Annotated in this window: 18 protein-coding genes; 17 read left to right on the top strand and 1 reads right to left on the bottom strand. The window is 35.8% G+C overall.

Going from position 1 to position 17,588, the window contains the following annotated elements; translation table 11 throughout:
* The first annotated feature begins 29 nt into the window (after positions 1-29).
* The 10 genes from ACFXN8_RS19835 (at position 30) to ACFXN8_RS19790 (ending at position 10,500) form a co-directional block, all read left to right on the top strand.
* Positions 30-1,517 carry a peptide MFS transporter gene (locus tag ACFXN8_RS19835; protein ID WP_386847382.1) on the top strand — a complete coding sequence of 496 codons (1,488 nt, stop codon included), beginning with the start codon at positions 30-32 and terminating at the stop codon, positions 1,515-1,517.
* 399 nt (positions 1,518-1,916) lie between these two features.
* Entirely contained in the window at positions 1,917-3,062 is a 1,146-nt protein-coding gene (locus ACFXN8_RS19830) for a M20 peptidase aminoacylase family protein (RefSeq protein ID WP_386847381.1), read from the top strand.
* Positions 3,059-3,886, top strand: coding sequence for a GNAT family N-acetyltransferase (locus tag ACFXN8_RS19825; protein ID WP_386847380.1), 828 nt, complete (start codon positions 3,059-3,061; stop codon positions 3,884-3,886). The genes ACFXN8_RS19830 and ACFXN8_RS19825 overlap by 4 nt, the downstream gene beginning before the upstream one ends.
* Positions 3,887-3,908: 22 nt before the next feature.
* Entirely contained in the window at positions 3,909-5,015 is a 1,107-nt protein-coding gene (menC, locus tag ACFXN8_RS19820) for an o-succinylbenzoate synthase (RefSeq protein WP_376072455.1), read from the top strand.
* A 122-nt stretch (positions 5,016-5,137) separates the two neighbouring features.
* A complete protein-coding gene (locus tag ACFXN8_RS19815; protein ID WP_376072458.1) occupies positions 5,138-6,190 on the top strand; it encodes a YkvI family membrane protein in 1,053 nt (350 codons plus the stop codon).
* Between the two features lie 270 nt (positions 6,191-6,460).
* Positions 6,461-7,411, top strand: a complete 951-nt coding sequence (locus tag ACFXN8_RS19810; protein WP_376072461.1) for an ABC transporter permease — start codon at positions 6,461-6,463, stop codon at positions 7,409-7,411.
* The gene (locus ACFXN8_RS19805; RefSeq protein WP_376072464.1) at positions 7,404-8,357 is read left to right on the top strand and encodes an iron chelate uptake ABC transporter family permease subunit; all 954 of its coding nucleotides are present in this window, start codon (positions 7,404-7,406) and stop codon (positions 8,355-8,357) included. The genes ACFXN8_RS19810 and ACFXN8_RS19805 overlap by 8 nt, the downstream gene beginning before the upstream one ends.
* Entirely contained in the window at positions 8,354-9,115 is a 762-nt protein-coding gene (locus ACFXN8_RS19800) for an iron ABC transporter ATP-binding protein (RefSeq protein ID WP_376072467.1), read from the top strand. Before ACFXN8_RS19805 ends, ACFXN8_RS19800 begins: the two co-directional genes overlap by 4 nt.
* Positions 9,116-9,173: 58 nt before the next feature.
* Positions 9,174-10,184: a siderophore ABC transporter substrate-binding protein gene (locus tag ACFXN8_RS19795; RefSeq protein ID WP_386847379.1), complete on the top strand. Its 1,011-nt coding sequence runs from the start codon at positions 9,174-9,176 to the stop codon at positions 10,182-10,184.
* Position 10,185: 1 nt separating this feature from the next.
* Positions 10,186-10,500, top strand: a complete 315-nt coding sequence (locus ACFXN8_RS19790) for an antibiotic biosynthesis monooxygenase family protein (RefSeq protein WP_376072473.1) — start codon at positions 10,186-10,188, stop codon at positions 10,498-10,500.
* 269 nt (positions 10,501-10,769) lie between these two features.
* Here the strand turns inward: ACFXN8_RS19790 and ACFXN8_RS19785 are convergent, their stop codons facing one another.
* The gene (locus ACFXN8_RS19785; RefSeq protein WP_386847378.1) at positions 10,770-11,420 is read right to left on the bottom strand and encodes a hypothetical protein; all 651 of its coding nucleotides are present in this window, start codon (positions 11,418-11,420) and stop codon (positions 10,770-10,772) included.
* A 257-nt stretch (positions 11,421-11,677) separates the two neighbouring features.
* Between ACFXN8_RS19785 and ACFXN8_RS19780 the strand changes: the two genes are divergently transcribed.
* The 7 genes from ACFXN8_RS19780 to ACFXN8_RS19750 all read left to right on the top strand — a co-directional run bounded on the left by ACFXN8_RS19780 (position 11,678) and on the right by ACFXN8_RS19750 (position 17,356).
* On the top strand, positions 11,678-11,815 hold the full coding sequence (locus ACFXN8_RS19780) for a hypothetical protein (RefSeq protein WP_386847377.1): 138 nt from the start codon (positions 11,678-11,680) through the stop codon (positions 11,813-11,815).
* Between the two features lie 87 nt (positions 11,816-11,902).
* Positions 11,903-12,805 (top strand): polyprenyl synthetase family protein, encoded by a 903-nt coding sequence (locus tag ACFXN8_RS19775; protein WP_386847376.1) that lies wholly within the window; start codon positions 11,903-11,905, stop codon positions 12,803-12,805.
* 12 nt (positions 12,806-12,817) lie between these two features.
* Positions 12,818-12,976 carry a competence pheromone ComX gene (comX, locus tag ACFXN8_RS19770; RefSeq protein WP_386847375.1) on the top strand — a complete coding sequence of 53 codons (159 nt, stop codon included), beginning with the start codon at positions 12,818-12,820 and terminating at the stop codon, positions 12,974-12,976.
* Positions 12,977-13,011: 35 nt separating this feature from the next.
* Positions 13,012-15,270, top strand: a complete 2,259-nt coding sequence (locus ACFXN8_RS19765; RefSeq protein ID WP_386847391.1) for a sensor histidine kinase — start codon at positions 13,012-13,014, stop codon at positions 15,268-15,270.
* On the top strand, positions 15,254-15,868 hold the full coding sequence (locus ACFXN8_RS19760; RefSeq protein WP_376072485.1) for a response regulator: 615 nt from the start codon (positions 15,254-15,256) through the stop codon (positions 15,866-15,868). The genes ACFXN8_RS19765 and ACFXN8_RS19760 overlap by 17 nt, the downstream gene beginning before the upstream one ends.
* Before the next feature lie 430 nt (positions 15,869-16,298).
* Positions 16,299-17,198: a hypothetical protein gene (locus tag ACFXN8_RS19755; protein WP_386847374.1), complete on the top strand. Its 900-nt coding sequence runs from the start codon at positions 16,299-16,301 to the stop codon at positions 17,196-17,198.
* 29 nt (positions 17,199-17,227) lie between these two features.
* Positions 17,228-17,356, top strand: coding sequence for a hypothetical protein (locus ACFXN8_RS19750; RefSeq protein WP_376072713.1), 129 nt, complete (start codon positions 17,228-17,230; stop codon positions 17,354-17,356).
* The last annotated feature ends 232 nt before the right edge of the window (positions 17,357-17,588 follow it).

Below are 17,588 nucleotides of genomic sequence, written 5' to 3'. Positions count from 1 at the left end.
GAATAATGAAATCGGGAGAGGATATTTTTATGTCTACTAAAGATGAAATTGTAAAATCCGTCCCTCAAAATGGCTTTGTCGGACACCCTAAAGGGCTCTTTACATTATTTTTCACTGAATTTTGGGAACGATTCTCATACTACGGTATGCGAGCAATTCTGATTTTCTTTATGTATTATGAATTGCATGAAGGCGGCTTAGGCCTAGATCGTGGACTAGCGAACTCAATTATGGCTATCTACGGATCATTGGTTTACATGTCAGGGATTATCGGTGGTTGGATTGCTGACCGAATACTAGGTACACGTAGGACTATTTTCTATGGTGGCGTGTTCATTATGATTGGACATTTCCTGCTAGCGTTACCTGGTGGCGCAAGCATGTTATTTGTTTCAATGTTCTTTATTGTCATTGGGACAGGCTTATTAAAACCGAACGTTTCAAGCATTGTCGGAGATATGTATGCTGATACAGATAGTCGTCGTGATGCAGGTTTTTCAATTTTCTATATGAGCATTAACATGGGATCATTCCTTGCACCATTAATTGTCGGAACAATTGGACAACAGTATAGTTTCCACCTAGGCTTTGGTGTAGCAGGGGTAGGGATGTTAATGGGTTTAATAATTTTTAAATTAACAGGAAAAAAATATTTAGGGTTAGCAGGGTTACAGGTAAACAACCCGTTACTGCCTGAAGAACGGAAAAAAGTCTTTACACGATTTGGGATTTTAGCGCTACTTATTATTATTGCTGGGGCAATTGGTATCAAAACTGGCGTACTAACAGTGAATGTTTTTGGTTTAATTATTACGGCGCTAGGTATTGTAATTCCAACGGTGTACTTTATTTATATGTATCGCAGTGAGAAAACAACGAAGGACGAGAAGTCTCGCGTGCTCGCTTATATTCCTTTGTTTTTATCGGCTGTAATGTTTTGGGCAATCCAAGAACAAGGGGCGACTATTTTAGCAACGTATGCAGATAGTCGTACACGATTGGATATTGGTGGTTTTCATATTCCATCTTCTTGGTTCCAATCATTAAACCCTTTATTCGTCGTTACAATGGCTCCGTTATTTGCCATGTTATGGATGAAGTGGGGAGATAAGCAACCATCTACACCGCGTAAATTCGCTTATGCATTATTCTTTGCAGGATTGTCATTCTTAGTGATGATGCTTCCAGCGTATTTATCTGGTGGTACAGATTTAGTAAGTCCATGGTGGCTAGTATTATCATTCTTTTTAGTTGTAGTTGGGGAGTTATTATTATCGCCAGTAGGGTTGTCAGTTACTACAAAATTGGCTCCGAAGGCTTTTGCTGCACAAACGATGTCACTTTGGTTCTTAACAAGTGCAGCAGCGCAAGCGATCAACGCACAACTTGTAAAAGTCTATGAAGTGGTAAGTGAATTCACATACTTCGGTTTCTTAGGCTCATTATCAATTGTTTTCGGAATAATAATATTAGTACTTTCGCCAATTATTTCAAAAGCTATGCGAGGTATTAATTAATCAAAAGATGCAAGTACAGTTATTCAAATAACTGTACTTGCATTTTTTTGTATTAAGAGATATTTTGTTGATACTTTTCACATAACGTGTGGTTGATTTAACAAATGTTATCCCAAACTTTTGAGGATAAGTCTGATCCTTTACTTATTATATGCATATTTTTAGCTCGATGTAGCATTTAGCGGAAATCAGCATCTTTCTAATCAATAAAAATGAATAAGAGGTGGTTATTCAACCAACCTAGTTCTTATGCTTCGATATGAAAATTATCTCCAATATGAAAGTGAAAAGCTGTAACATGTAGTTAATTTGCTGAATGCGGGACGTTTCTGTGTAGAAAAGTTTTCATTTTCATTTATAATAATCTTAATAGTATGAAAAATTAAGGAGTTGGATGCTATGAAGGAAGCTTTGAGTCGTTTGAGGCCAAGATTAATGGAGATTTTCGCGTATTTGCACGCGAATCCAGAAATAAGCTGGCATGAGGTAGAAACAACAAATTATATTTTCGATTTACTAACACGCGAAGGTTATTCACCAATACGCTTTAAAAACAGCACAGGGCTTTATGTTGACATAGGTAATGGTCATCCTAAAGTCGGTTTACGTACGGACATTGATGCGTTATGGCAGGAAGTAGATGGTGAATTTCGTGCGAATCACTCCTGTGGCCATGACGGACATATGACGATGGCAATCGGTGCTCTTCTACTTTTGAAAGAGCTTGCTCCATCATTCAACGGTACAATTCGTGTGATTTTCCAACCAGCTGAAGAAAAAGGAACAGGGGCTCTCTCCATTTTAAAAGAAGGAATAATGGACGATTTAGACTTTTTATTTGGTGTCCATGTAAGACCTGTCCATGAGCTTGAAGATGGTACATATTGTGCCGCGTTGCATCATGGAGCTTCTCGATTAATGGAAGGGGAAATCATCGGAGAAGATGCCCACGCTGCAAGACCGCATCTCGGCGTGAATGCCATTGAAGTAGGAGCAACTATAATCGAAGATTTAAGAACGATTCATACAGATCCGATGATTCCTGTATCAATTAAGATGACCAAATTCCATGCAGGAGGAGAATCCGGCAATATTATTCCTGGGAGTGCATCGTTCACCATTGATATACGAGCTCAACAAAATGATGTAATGGATGCACTGGCACAGGGAGTAAAGAGGGTTATTGATTCTTCCAAGATTTTGCATAAAGTGCAGATTGAATTACGTACAGTAGCAAATGTAGTAGCTGCTGAGGTAGATCCAACTGCTCAATATCTTATGGAGCAAGCAATCGTGCAAGCAACAGGGTTGTCGAATTTAAGAAAGCCAGTTCATACACCTGGAGGAGAAGATTTTCATCACTATGCTGTTCAACGCCCTCATTTAAAATCTACGATGTTAGGTTTAGGCTGTGGACTAACACCTGGACTACATCACCCGAAGATGAAATTTAAGCAGGCGCGGCTAGTAACTGGAGTTGAAATCCTTACAAGGGCGGTATTGTTAGCATTGAAGTCAGGGAATACAAAGGAGGGGTCAGCATGATGTTAGAGAGAGTACGTATTCAAAAAATAATGACACCTACAGAGGTTGCAGAGGTACAAATTTTAAACGAAAGTATTTGGGGGAGTCAGGCTATTCCTTCTCATCAATTGTTAGCGGCTGTACAAAATGGTGGATTAGTACTTGGAGCGTATTTAGACGAAAAGCTGATTGGCTTTAACTACTGCTTTGTTGGCTATGGACATGAAAAAATGTATTTACACTCACACATGATTGGTGTGGAGAAAACATATCGTGAACAAGGTGTAGGTGAATTATTAAAGCATGCCCAGCAGGAATATGCAAAAGAACATGGATTCCAGCTTGTGATTTGGCTATTTGATCCACTAGAAGCATGTATGGCTAATTTATCATTTTTGAAGCTCAATTCCTTTAGTTTTCAGTATGAAAATGATTATTATGGTCCGCTCAAGGATGATTTTAACGATGGGCTACCTTCAGATCGAATTGTCGTAGAATGGTGGATTGAACGCGATCGAGTGGAGGATTCCCTGGATGAACTGGAAGAGGGAGCCGAAGAAATTGTACCGTGGTCGTTAACAGTAGATGGCTTACCAGTGCTCGATATGGATGGTGAATTTCAGCGAGAGCAATTATTTTATAAGGACGCTTATTTATTGCCCATTCCTCAATATTTACAAAAGATGAAAGTGGAGAGTCCTAAGCTTGCAGAAGACTGGCGTTATAAAGTTCGTACTATTTTAACGACATTGTTTGAACAAAATTATGCAATCGTTCGAATGAAAAAGCACAAGGAATATGTCCATAGCTATCTATTAGTCAGACGCTCCTTATTAGCTTTATAATAAGGATAAGGAGTGAAATCTTGTGAAACTAGAACAGATTACAGTTAGACATATAAAAATGCCAATGAAATCACCGTTTACAACGAGTTTTGGCACAATTGATGAAAAGGAACTCTTACTTATAGAAGCGATAGATGAATCAGGAACTGTAGGATGGGGAGAAGCTGTTGCCTTTGTAGCGCCTTGGTATACAGAGGAGACAATAAAAACAACATGGCATATGCTTGAAGACTTCTTGATTCCCATCTTGTTACATAAAGAGGTTGGGCATCCAGATGAAGTTAGTGCTTTGTTTTCCTCTATTCGCCGTAATTGCATGGCGAAGTCCTCTATTGAAGGGGCTATATGGGATATTTATGCTCAACAAACGAAACAATCACTTGCTCAAGCGTTAGGTGGAGATAAGGAGCAAATAGAGGTAGGCGTTAGCGTAGGTATTCAATCTTCTACAGAAGCATTAATTGATCTATTAAAAAGCCATGTAAATAAAGGCTATAAACGAGTAAAAGTGAAAATTAAGCCTGGTCATGATGTAGAAGTTATTCGTGCTATACGAGCTGTAATGCCCGATCTGCCATTAATGGTAGATGCTAATTCGGCCTATACATTGAACGATATGGATGTATTGCAGCAACTGGATGCATTTAATCTATTAATGATTGAGCAACCATTAGCTGTAGATGATATTGTCGATCATGCTAAGTTACAGCGAAAGATAAAAACGCCTATTTGTTTAGACGAAAGCATCACGTCCTATGAAGATGCTCGAAAAGCGATAGAGCTAGGTAGTTGTGGTGTTATCAATATTAAAATAGGACGCGTAGGGGGTTTAACAGAAGCAAGAAGAATTCATGATTTATGTAAGGAAAATAAGATTCCCGTTTGGTGTGGCGGCATGTTAGAGGCAGGAATTGGACGAGCGCATAATATTGCATTAACATCGCTCACTAATTTTGTGCTGCCTGGGGATACTGCGGGCTCTAGTCATTATTGGTATGAGGATATCATTACACCTGAAGTAATTGTAGAAGATGGTTATATTCGTGTGCCACAAACGGCCGGAATTGGATATACACCTAATATGAAGGTAATTGATGAGTTAACAATCAGCAAGAAGATCTATCAATAATTGAAACTTCATTCAGAGGGATTCTTCATTCGAATAGTAATTGAACAAATTATACGGGCAATTGATCCTCCATTAGTTGCTTAGTGCCTTATTGAATATAGGATAAACAGGGAGAGAACTGATTGAAAAAAAGTTTGCAAATCGGTGGTGCCTATGTAGGAATTATCGTCGGTGCGGGATTTGCATCAGGACAGGAAATCGTCCTTTATTTTACGAGCTATGGCTTTCATGGAATATATGGTGCTCTTATTGCCACATTTGGATTTGCTTTAGTAGGAATGTGCATTGCACAAATTAGCTCAAGGTTACGTACGACATCGCACAAGGATTTAATTTATCAAATTTCAGGTAATACTGTTGGTTTTGTGATGGATTTTTTACTGTCCCTTTTCTTATTCGGTGTAGCAGTAATCATGTTTGCAGGAGCAGGTGCTACGTTTCATCAAATGTTTGGACTGCCGGTTTGGCTAGGGAGCATTTGTATGATTGTACTGACTATAGCGACGGTTATGATGAATGTGAAGAGTATTATAAACATTATTGCTATAGCTACACCTTATCTGCTAGCAATTGTCTCAATAATAGCTGTCTATTCATTAGCTACGATGGATTTAACTTTTGTTGAACAAGCTGTTATCGCACAACAAGCACATGTAAGTACTAAAAGCTGGTGGGTTACAGCTTTACTGTATACGTCTTTTAATATCGGTGTGTGTTTTTCGCTTTTAACGGTTATGTGTGGATCTATTCGCAATGAGAAGGTGGCGGGGATGGGAGGTATTATTGGTGGGATTTTACTTGGAGCTTTAATTCTTCTTATTAACCTATCCCTTCTTGCCAAAATGAATGTAATCGTTGGTATAGATATACCGATGCTAGCTTTAGCAAATGAAATCCATCCTCTAATCGGTCTACTGATGTCCATTTCCTTATTAGGGATGATTTATAATACAGCAGTAGGGATGTTCTATTCATTCATGGTAAGATTCGCAAAACCAAATAAGGCTAGTTTTAAGGTAACTGCCGTTTTTATAGGTGGTTTGGGCTTTTTAGCGAGTCTTGCTGGTTTTACGACACTTGTAGCCAAGCTATATGCTGTGATGGGGTATGTCGGTTTTATTTTAATAGTTCTAATTATTTTTGCGTGGCTTAAAGGTGTTCGACGAATAGCATAATTGATAAGGTGATTGGGAGGTAATTAGTGTTTTATTCTCAATTACCTTTTTATTTGTGTCAAAAAGTAGAGGTCTTTAACTTTGAGGAACCATAAAAAATGTAGAAATTCTGTTAAGAATGCTTGTTTTTTAGGATTTTCAAATAAAACGAGAATAATTCTCAGTTGAAGGTTGACTGAGAATGGAAACGCGCTTATAATGAGAATCGTGAGTAATGATAATCGTTTTCAATGAGAGTTACGAGCAAAAATGAATCTACCGGGGATTACAATGAAAAAAAGATATCTTTTAACAGCAACTGTTGTGTTGTCTATAGTTTCACTATTTATTGGAGTAGTTGATATTAAGCCGAGTGATCTATTAGACTTCGAATCAGAAGAAACTAGACTGTTTTTTATTAGTCGTATACCGAGACTTGTAGCAATTTTGTTAGCAGGTGCAGGTATGAGTATTGCTGGTTTAATTATGCAAAGCTTAAGTAGGAATAAGTTCGTGTCACCAACGACAGCAGGTACGTTAGATGCTACAAAGTTGGGGATATTAATTTCGATGATGTTTTTCACAAATGTCTCGTACTTTCAAAAAATTTCCTTCGCTTTCATATTTGCTTTAGCCGGCACATTATTGTTTATGCAAATATTAAATCGAATAAAGTTTAAAGATGCGATCTTTATACCGCTTATTGGCTTAATGTTTGGGAATATCCTTTCTTCCATTACAACGTTCTTTGCGTATAAGGCGGATATTATCCAAAACATTTCTGCATGGTTACAGGGAGATTTCTCATTAATGATGAAAGGTCGTTATGAGCTTTTATACATAAGTGTACCCGTGCTGATTTTAGCTTACATTTATGCGAATCGTTTCACAGTGGCAGGAATGGGTGAGGATTTTGCAAAAAATCTTGGTCTTTCCTATAAATTCGTTGTGAATTTAGGTTTAGTGTTAGTAGCACTTATTTCGACGACGGTGGTGCTAACAGTTGGTGTGATACCGTTCCTTGGTTTAATCATTCCAAATATAGTTTCGCTGTTCAAAGGGGATAACCTTGCTAAGACATTGCCTCATACAGCATTACTAGGTATGTCGTTCTTATTATTCTGCGACATTATAGGGCGTGTAGTGATTTTCCCTTATGAAATTCCGATTAGTATGACTGTCGGGGTCATCGGAAGTGCGATCTTCCTAATTATGTTGTTTAGGGGGAAAGCATATGCGTAACCGTACAAAAATGTTGATTTTACTAGGTCTTGCAGTAATTTCTATCTTACTGTATGTATTTTATGGACTTAATGGTAACTATCATTATGCGTTCCCACGCCGCCTTATTAAAGTGGTAGCGATGTCGTTGACAGGGATTGCGATTGCCTATTCAACTGTAGTCTTCCAAACGATTACACATAACCGTATTTTAACGCCAAGTGTAATGGGACTTGATGCATTATATATGATGGTTCAAACGTTCATCTTTTACTTTTTTGGCTCTATGTCGATATTCGTTATTAATGCAAAATACAATTTCTTACTAGCTGTTTTAGCTATGGTTGTCTTTGCGGTGATTTTTTATCGTGTATTGTTCAAAGAAGGAAAACGTCCGATTTATTTCTTGCTGCTTGTCGGTATGATTGTCGGAACGTTTTTAGGAAGCGTAACTACGTTCTTCCAAGTGTTAATAGACCCGAATGAGTTTTTAAGCTTACAAAGTAAAATGTTTGCAAGCTTTAACAATGTCAATTCAGATTTAGTATGGCTTGCAGGTGTTGTCATCATCATTACCTTTATTTATGGCTGGCGTCACATGAACCAATTAGACGTAATGTCGCTTGGACGTGATACAGCAATTAACCTAGGGGTACCATATGACAAGCTTGTACAGCGAATGCTCATATTATCTTCGGTGTTAATTGCCGTGTCTACAGCTCTTGTTGGGCCTATTACGTTCTTTGGCTTAATCGTGGCAAATTTATCGTATCAATTTTTCAAGACGTACAAGCACTCTGTGATCATTGCAGGTTCTTGTGTCATGAGTATTGTAGCTTTAGTCGGTGGACAGTGGATAGTCGAGCGTGTTTTTAATTTCGATACAACACTAAGCGTTATTATAAACTTTGTAGGTGGCGTGTACTTCATCTACTTATTATTGAAGGAAAGTAGGTCAGCAGGATGATCCAAGTAAAAGAAATCTCTAAGTATTTTGGGAAAAAACCGGTCATTCAAGATGTTAGTGTCGACGTTGCACCAGGGAAAATTACGTCTTTTATTGGACCAAATGGTGCAGGTAAATCAACATTGCTTTCAATGGTAAGCCGTTTACTTAATGCAGACACTGGAGAAGTATTACTCGATAAATCAGATGTACGTCGTTGGAAATCGGATGATTTTGCGAAGCGAATATCAATTTTAAAACAGTCCAATTATATGAATGTACGTCTAACAATTCGTGAGCTTGTTTCATTTGGGCGTTTCCCCTATTCGAAAGGAAATTTGAAGCCTGAGGATGAGCTAAAGATAGATGAAGCAATTCAATATATGAATTTAGAGGATCTTCAGCACAATTATTTGGATGAATTATCGGGTGGTCAACGTCAACGTGCATTTATCGCTATGGTTATTGCACAAGACACAGACTATATTTTGCTTGATGAGCCGCTCAATAATTTAGACATGAAGCATTCTGTGCAAATCATGAAAATTTTGCGGAAGCTCGTTGATGAGCTGGGGAAAACAGTTGTCATCGTATTACATGATATTAACTTTGCTTCCGTTTACTCTGATCATATTGTCGCATTAAAAAATGGACGTGTTGTCAAAGACGGTCCAACAAATGACATCATCAACTCTGATGCGCTTAAGGAAATCTATGATATGGATATCCCTGTTCAAGAACAGGACGGCTGTCGCATTTGCGTGTATTTTAACTCTTAAAAAAATAATAGATGGAAATGTCCATCTGAAAAATAAATATTAAAGGAGCAATTTTACAATGAAGAATTGGAAATTACTTACTGTTTTAATGGCAATGATGCTATTGGTATTAGCTGCTTGCGGCTCAAAGGATGATACTAAAAAAGAGGATACAGATTCTAAAACTGATAGTAAGTCTGCTGAAGAGCAAAAAGGAGAAGCTACTGCTTACCCCCTAACAATCCCAGCTATCAAAGAGGGTAAAGATACTTTTAAAGAAGTAACTCTTGATAAAATGCCTGAAAATATTGTTGTATTCGACTATGGTTTCCTTGATACTTTAGATGCTTTAGGTGTTAAAGTTGCAGGTCTACCGCAAAAATCAGTTCCTAGCTACTTAAGCAAATATACTGATAAAAATTACGTAAATGTTGGTTCTTTAAAAGAGCCTGATTTTGAAGCAATTTCTGCTATGAATCCAGACATTATTTTCATCTCTGGTCGTCAAGCATCTGCTTACGATGAATTATCTAAAATTGCACCAACTGTATTTGTAGGTGTAGACGATCAAAATTTCATGGAATCATTTAAAGAAAAAACAGAATTAGTTGGTAAGATTTTTGGTAAAGAAAAAGAAGCTGCTGATGCATTTGCTGCATACGAATCAAAAGTAGAAGAAGTTAAAGCTAAAACAGCTTCAGCTAAAGAAAAAGCTTTAATCGTTTTAGCAAATGAAGGTTCATTATCTGCATATGGTCCTGGTTCACGTTTCGGTGTCATTCATGATGTATATGGTGTGAAAGCTGCTGATGAAAAAATTGAAGTTTCTACACACGGTGCTAACGCATCATTTGAATATGTACGTGACACAAACCCAGATATTTTATTCGTAGTTGACCGTGATGCTGCTGTAAATCCAGAAGGTGAGTCAGGTACAAAAGCTGCAATTGAAAACGAAATCGTTGGTGCTACAAACGCTGCGAAAAATGGTAAGATTGTTTATTTAGATCCACAAGTTTGGTATTTATCTGGTGGCGGTTTAACTTCTGAAACTCAAAAAGTTGATGACATTTTAAAGGTGTTTAAATAATATGTTTGTACAAATTAAACGTATTGTCGTTACGGAAGGGAATTCGGATAAAGTTGTTGAGCGTTTTGGTGCTAAAAAAGATGGTCCATCATTGCTTGAACAACAGCCAGGCTTTATCGATAAGCAAGTACTTTTGAAAAAAGTACGACGTGGTGATGAGGAAGTGTTAATTGTGGTTCGTTGGGAATCAGAAGAGGCATGGAAAAATTGGGAGAAGAGCCCGGAGCATATTGCTGGTCATAAAGCAAATGCTGGTAAACCGAAGCCTGATCACATCATCGAAAGCGGACAAGAAGTTTATTATGTAAAAGGCTAATAATTTAGAGGTGTCTCAAAGTTCATTTGAGGCACCTTTTTTCTTATGAATATGCATTGTCTGGTAGAAATAAGACAATAGATAGGCAAAGTGGCAGATAGCAGAGAGAAGGTGGCGGATAGAGGAGCCAAAGTGACGGATAGAAAGGTCAGAGCTACGGGTAAAATCATTTAAAGCAACCTAATAGAACTATTAAAATGGCTTTTAGAACGATATTAAAGAAGAAGGGCGGGGCACATATCTGTAACAGTGCCATGCCCATTCAAGTATTAATGTTTAATGGTCGCTTTATTCCATGTATTAAATGCTGTAGTAATATTAAAAGATATACCATTGTCACTAATGGTAACCCCTGTAAAATTGGCAGTTGATTGTTTGGGTCCCAAATTTGCTTTATTTACAGCGGTAAATTTCCCTAAAGAGGACATTTCCATTTCTAATTCTGAATTATGGAGATAGACAGGTAAGCCGACTGTTTCTCCAATTTTAACAGCATTTTCAATAGATGAAGTACTAGAGCAATTGCCTCTTGCGTTTATAATACTAAAGCTTGGTGACGTATAGATTATAGGTGTATGTATGTTCAATCCGGAGGTAAATGGATGTATTAAAGGCAATACAGACAAATATTCTTCAAATACTCTTATAATTCCATATTGTTCAATAAAACTGTCTAGCTTTTGTTGAAAAGTATCTTTAAATCCAGGGGTATTGCAAATAAAATTTGAAAATGTAGATTTGCTTTTATACTCTGCTAATGTTTCTTTATAAGCCTGTTGCTCGGCATCAACAATTATTTGCCCTATACATTGCTGTTCTTTCGAAGGTTTTTTAATCGTGATTTCCTCTTCAGACACAGAAATTGTACAGGAGAACTTAGCCGTAAGTATTAAAACGTTTTCATTTACTTCATTTTTCATTTCAATCACTCCCAGTGTTTCGAGAATTTCCTTGTTAATAGATTAAACGAAAATGGTCCATCACAATAAGCGTTGGGGGTTTCCGTTCTGAATAGGCGTTCAAAGTAACTCTAATCCCGAGAAGCCACCCAGTCTTCTCTCCAATCAACGTATTCACATAGCATACGATTTTGTTTCTAATGAACTTTAGTCTACGAACAGAATACAAATTTATCTTAGCTTAGTCTAAGCGTATCATCAGTGAGGACGCCATTTCAATGCTGAGTTTACGCCAAAAAATGGCGGTCAATAATATAACACCGCCACTTATTTTACTATCCCTAAATAAAGAAATGGCGTGCTTTCCACAAATACCGCCACTTTTTGGCGGTATTTTTGCCAATGATTTAATGTAAAATATTCCCTTATAATTTCGGAGTCTAGTATTATTTCCCATTAATCTGTATAATATTTAATAACATACGAGGGGGAGGAGAGGACTATTGCAGGGGCTTGACGTAAAAATTAATGAATCATTAGACATTCTAATTGAGAACGAGTTATTGATAGATCATGAACTACGGTCGATGCTAAAAATTTTTAAGGAAGAAAAAAAGGCAGTTGGCTATTCATTTGGTAAGCTCTGTTATTGGCATTATGAAGCATTTACAGATTGTTTGAACGAGGACATCTATAAAGTTGCAGCAGCTATCGAACTTTTAATTTTATCTTTTGATATCATCGATGACTTGCAGGATAAAGATTCAGACTACAGCTGGACTAAAACACCTGAATTATCATTAAATGTAGCTTTAGCTATGCTAGTTATGGCTTCTAGAACTATACGTGAGACTTCCTTTGAACACAAAAGTGCAGCTATTCAAATACTAGAGGATTATGCATTACGAAGTATAAACGGTCAGCAACTAGATTTACTTAATACTTGTAGCGATGAGCAATCATATTTACAAATGATTGAACAAAAGTCAGGTTCTTTAACAGCAATGGGTTGCTTAATTGGTGAAGTACTTGCAAAAGGTGAGACATCTTATGAGGTTAACGAGTATGGGAAATACATAGGTATTATCCAACAAATTAAAAACGATATTCAAGGTTTAAAAACTTGGGGATCTAAAAATGATTTGCTAAATAAAAGATACTCATTACCTATTATTTATCTTTTATCACAGAAAAATGATGTTTCAAAGTCTGTTATAAACTATTATAATGATGATATAGATGCATTTTTGGATAATAATGCTACGGAAAACGAGTTGACAAATGGTGGCGCAATACGTTATGCAGTTACTATGAAAAATGTTTACAAGTTTAAAGCATTAGATAATCTTGAAAATGTGTTAATAAACGACTTAGGTAAAGACTACTTAAAAAAACTAATAAAATGAGGAGGGATATGTATGATGAATGTAATTCAATATCTAGAAAAAAACCCAGAACTAGTTGCTCTATTAAAAGCACAAAAAGCATCATTGATTGGAGTTTCGTCTATGGAACAAAAAGCAATTTTAGATGCGTTTAGTAGTGAAGTAGAGCTGGATAATGCTACGTGGTTATAAAATCGTTGAGTAGTAAGTTATTTTGGCCTGCTATAATGCTCTATTTAGTGATTGGTCTTTATCTGATTTATGTGAGTTATAGCTGGCCATTATTAGAAATTGAGGTAGAAAAAGAGAATGGCGAGTGGGGAGTAACGCAACCTTACTATAAAGAATGGACGGAATGGAAAAATATTTCACCATCTGATGTTATTTTAAGAGTAGATGATGTGCCAATGGATCATCTAAATCAGTTGAAATATAAATCTATGATAGTAGCGGCTAATAAAATAACCATAATGAAGCCAAATGGAGAAATAAAAGACATACATATTAACCATTTAGATATCCCTCACCAGTTTTACTACATATTACTATTTCCGGCGTGTTATTATTTATTAACCCTATTCATTACCCTATATCTACATTTCAATCAAAAAAATACGAAACTTACTAGCTTACTTATTTTTTTTATGTTAACTGTTTCATTGGCTTATGTAAGCAGTGGAGTATCTAGTAGAGTAAATGGAATTGGGATAATAGTAAATCGTAGTAGTATGGTAGTGTGTTTAGCTATATTATTGCATTTTTTAAGAGATTATTATTCATTTGTAAAAATAAATTGGCTGTTTACAAACAATATCAAATACTTTTATATATTCCCTGTAATCGCCTTTTCACTAGGCTGTATTATTATTTTCCATCCTGTTTCTTATTATTTTCTTTCTGAAGTTGTGTTAGTCCTTTTCTTCATTCTCCTTATTATTATTATTAGTATTTTATTACTAAGCTATTTCAAATATAAATCACCTCAGTTGAAAATATTGTTATGTAGTATATTGATACCGTTTTTGCCATTTCTTTTTTTATATTCACTCCCTAAAATTTTTTTTGATACGTATTTTCTTTCAGGTGAAATCTGCTCTTTATTTTTATTGCTTATTCCTTTTAGCTTTATCTTAACACAGGTAGCAGAACGATTATTTGATATTGAATACCATATTACAAGACTTCGTTATTATGTAATCTTTTCATTGATATTTACTTTATGGTTTATAGTTGGTTTGTATTGGATTGCAGGAGAATATTTAACTATACCCGTAATATCAGGTGTTTCTTTCTTTACTTTTATATCGTTAGTTGTTCTTTTTTACATAAAAGAGAAGGTAGATTATCGAAAACGAAAAATTTTATTTTCGACAAAAGGGGATTATATACATCAGCTATACACCGCTGTCGATAGGATTGGTAAAACGATTAAAATAGATGAGCTTCTAAAGAAGTTTGCTCAAGAGGTTTCATTACATCTTGAGCTAGAGCATGTATTTGTATTAACCTATAACTATGATACAAATCAATTTACTTCAACGGTTGAGGGAAGGCTTTCAATTAATCCCGCGCTAATAGAGGATTTAAAATTAGGAGAAATACGGAGAATTGACAAAGTCTACTTAGCCTTCCTCCATCAAGATGCTCATTATAAAAGAGCCTTAGTATTGGAACATAAAAATTCGATTCATTTAAAAGATGAAGAGCTTCTATGGCTTGAATTGCTTTTATTATATGTAAACAATTTTATTGAAAATACAAAGATGGTAGAAGAGCTGTTAGAGGAACTAAAGCATATGAGGCAAGCAGATGATAGTCAACTACCTTGGTTAAGCAAATTATTATGGTTAAGATTTGAAGAGGAAAAATATCAATTAGCTCAAGAATTACATGATACCAATTTGCAAGAGCAGCTCCATATTGCCCGAGAGGTTGATGTCCTAGTCAATGCGAAAGATACAACTGATATCCAGCAAAAACTTGAGAACATTCATCAGCAGATGATTACTTCTATACATGATTTAAGAGCTTACTGTGAAAATCTGAAGCCTCCATTATTAGACACTTTAGGGCTAAACGCTGCGTTAGAAAAGTTAATTCGTAAAGTAATAGAAAGAGCTAGTTTTGGATTAATTTATACGATAGATCGCCTTTATTTAGAGGATGAGCGTATGAATTTAATGATTTATCGACTATTCCAAGAATTACTTAATAATGCTTTAAAACATTCCTATGCAACAACAGTTGAAATTCGTTTACAGGAAATGGACGATGGTTTTGAAATTATCTACAAGGATGATGGTGTAGGCTGTAATATTGATGATATTATTGCCGGAGAATCGATGGGAATTCAAGGTATGCAAGAGCGTGTAAAGGCCTTTAACGGGCAGTTTTACATCGATTCACAGGTTCATGCAGGAATGTCTATTAGAATTACAGTAAAAGAAGGAAGTGATACACTTGATTACGATGCTCATAGTGGATGATCACCCCATTGTGTTGGAGGGAACAAAAAATTTATTTCAAGAAAATGAAGATATTATAGTTGATACTGAAAGTGATGCAACTCATGTCATACAGAGAATTAAAAACAAACCATATGATATCTACTTAATTGATATAAATATGCCATTAGAAAACGGCATTAATTTAGCACGTAACATTAAAGCTATCCAGTCAAATGCTTCAATTATCCTTTATACTGGTGATGATATTACTGATTATTATCCACTTATTTTAGAGCGGAAAATAGAAGGGATTTTAGCTAAAACAGGATCTAAGGAACAAATTTTACGAACTGTTCGAGCCATTGCAAATGGTGAAATTGTTTTACCTCAAAATTTCTTGGATTTTCTCGATAATAAATTTAAATTACAGGATGCAAAACTCGATATTCACTTAAACGAAAAAGAAAAGAAAATTTTAAGACTGATTGCAGAAGGACATACGAATAAAGCGATTGCTATAGAATTAAATATTCCTCAGCGAACAACTGAAAGATATTTAACTCAGCTATTTTCTTTATTGAATGTAGATTCACGGACAGAGGCTGTAAATCTTGCAGAAAGAATGAATTTACTATAGATTGTCTGTATGTTATACTTATTTTTGTTGGTAGATTTTTCAATAAAAAGGGAGAGTTTAGGTGGTTTTACATACCATATTTTAACTTAGTTAATTATACCTAAACTTTAATTCTAAATACCTATAATTTTCGATTGACACCGCCAGATTTTGGCGGTGTTTTTTATGTATCCGCCAAATCACGCCAAAAATCGGGACAAAGACCGCCAAAAAATTGGCGTAAACCCAACGTTGAAATGTCGGTGTAAGTACTGGTACGCTTAAGTTAATCGTGGTTAAGTAGATTTGCTATAGTAAGTAATACGATAATATTAGATTTCAATAAGAGCCTGGCTATCTAAGCATAAAGTAGAGATTGTAGATTTTTTAAAAGTTACTAGCTAGTCAACATACTTCACCATAAAACTTTATATAAAGGTAGGCGTGTATTTTGAAAGTAGAACTTGAAAACTTATTTTCTATAGATGAATCTAGTCAAGATCAAGTCATTAAAGTTTATAACCGCTATGGTATTTTCATCGGTGCGCCTGAAATAAGAAAGAGAAACTTAAAGGCATCGTTTAATCCTATCTTTACATTAAATGATGATGTAACATACGAACATGTAGCGGCACTATATAAATCATTAGAACATGAATTAGGAATTGTTTCTATCGGAGAACGTTTTTACTTTGACTTTTCAGATAGCGAATATGAGCAAGCTCAATTGTTTACCTTAAATTCGACAGGTAACTCACCGGATATGTTTATAGATGATAAAGGAACTTTATTTTCTATAAGCACCTATTGCCAGCATTGTGGACTTATGGAAAAAGAACAACTTTCACCATTAGTGATAGATACAACAGAAATGAAAGACCGTCATCTAGTTCATGTGAGCGGGTATTGGGTGGCTTCACAGGAATTAGCGACATTAATGAAGCAAGAGGATATTAAAGGTTTTGAACTTTTAGAGGTCATTCATCAAGGACCGAAAGAAGAGAAGCGAAAAGCTTTTCAAATTATACCGACACAAGTATTGCCGGAATCTAGCACTGAAAGAGTTAAACTATATTTTGCGACAGAGCAGCCTCCCTGTCGTTGTGGATTAAGTGGGGTAATCAATGGTCCTGATATTTATTATCGCGAAGATTTAATCAATATAAAAAATGATATAGTCCTCTCGGGAGAATGGAGCCATGACGGAAGATATTTATACCGAAAGACTTTATTCAGTAGAAGGTTTAGAGAATTAATTCTTAAAAACAATATATCTCGTGAGGTAAGAGGAGAGAAGGATAGAAATTTTGGGCCGAAGGATTGGTTATTCGATCCTGTATTATTAAAATAATTCAAACCAAAGATGAGGAAGTGTATATTTTGTTTAGAAAAATAATACCTATCGTTGCCGTCTTATTTATCGTTGCATTAGCTCTTTCAAATTATTTTAATAAAGCAGGAGAAAAATCCTTTGTCATCCCACAAGAAAGAGGGAATACGTTAGGTTAGATAAAGTGAAGATTAATAATCAGTGGGGAGATAAACCCCACTGATTATTAGTCTTCACCAATCGGGCAATTAGGGGCAGTTAATTATTTTTATTGCCCCTTAATGCGGGATAAAGTGAAACTTTAATTAGTGGGGGAGATAAACCCCACTGATTATTAGTCTTCACCAATCGGGCAATTAGGGGCAGTTAATTATTATTACTGCCCGTTAATGCGGGATAAAGTGAAACTTA

This window comes from Lysinibacillus sp. NPDC059133, assembly GCF_042755925.1.
In the GTDB taxonomy this organism is placed as follows: domain Bacteria; phylum Bacillota; class Bacilli; order Bacillales_A; family Planococcaceae; genus Lysinibacillus.
Note: the sequence above shows the minus strand (reverse complement) of the source record. Positions and strands in the feature narration are given on the sequence as shown.

Excerpts from the sequence above, each read along its gene's own strand:
- ACFXN8_RS19810 (WP_376072461.1), top strand. The coding sequence starts at position 6,461 with ATGAAAAAAAGATATCTTTTAACAGCAACTGTTGTGTTGTCTATAGTT.
- ACFXN8_RS19760 (WP_376072485.1), top strand. The coding sequence starts at position 15,254 with ATGCTCATAGTGGATGATCACCCCATTGTGTTGGAGGGAACAAAAAAT.
- ACFXN8_RS19780 (WP_386847377.1), top strand. The coding sequence starts at position 11,678 with ATGCTGAGTTTACGCCAAAAAATGGCGGTCAATAATATAACACCGCCA.
- ACFXN8_RS19825 (WP_386847380.1), top strand. The coding sequence starts at position 3,059 with ATGATGTTAGAGAGAGTACGTATTCAAAAAATAATGACACCTACAGAG.
- ACFXN8_RS19765 (WP_386847391.1), top strand. The coding sequence starts at position 13,012 with ATGCTCTATTTAGTGATTGGTCTTTATCTGATTTATGTGAGTTATAGC.
- ACFXN8_RS19790 (WP_376072473.1), top strand. The coding sequence starts at position 10,186 with ATGTTTGTACAAATTAAACGTATTGTCGTTACGGAAGGGAATTCGGAT.
- ACFXN8_RS19805 (WP_376072464.1), top strand. The coding sequence starts at position 7,404 with ATGCGTAACCGTACAAAAATGTTGATTTTACTAGGTCTTGCAGTAATT.
- ACFXN8_RS19795 (WP_386847379.1), top strand. The coding sequence starts at position 9,174 with ATGAAGAATTGGAAATTACTTACTGTTTTAATGGCAATGATGCTATTG.
- comX (WP_386847375.1), top strand. The coding sequence starts at position 12,818 with ATGATGAATGTAATTCAATATCTAGAAAAAAACCCAGAACTAGTTGCT.
- ACFXN8_RS19800 (WP_376072467.1), top strand. The coding sequence starts at position 8,354 with ATGATCCAAGTAAAAGAAATCTCTAAGTATTTTGGGAAAAAACCGGTC.
- ACFXN8_RS19830 (WP_386847381.1), top strand. The coding sequence starts at position 1,917 with ATGAAGGAAGCTTTGAGTCGTTTGAGGCCAAGATTAATGGAGATTTTC.
- ACFXN8_RS19835 (WP_386847382.1), top strand. The coding sequence starts at position 30 with ATGTCTACTAAAGATGAAATTGTAAAATCCGTCCCTCAAAATGGCTTT.
- ACFXN8_RS19785 (WP_386847378.1), bottom strand. The coding sequence starts at position 11,420 with ATGAAAAATGAAGTAAATGAAAACGTTTTAATACTTACGGCTAAGTTC.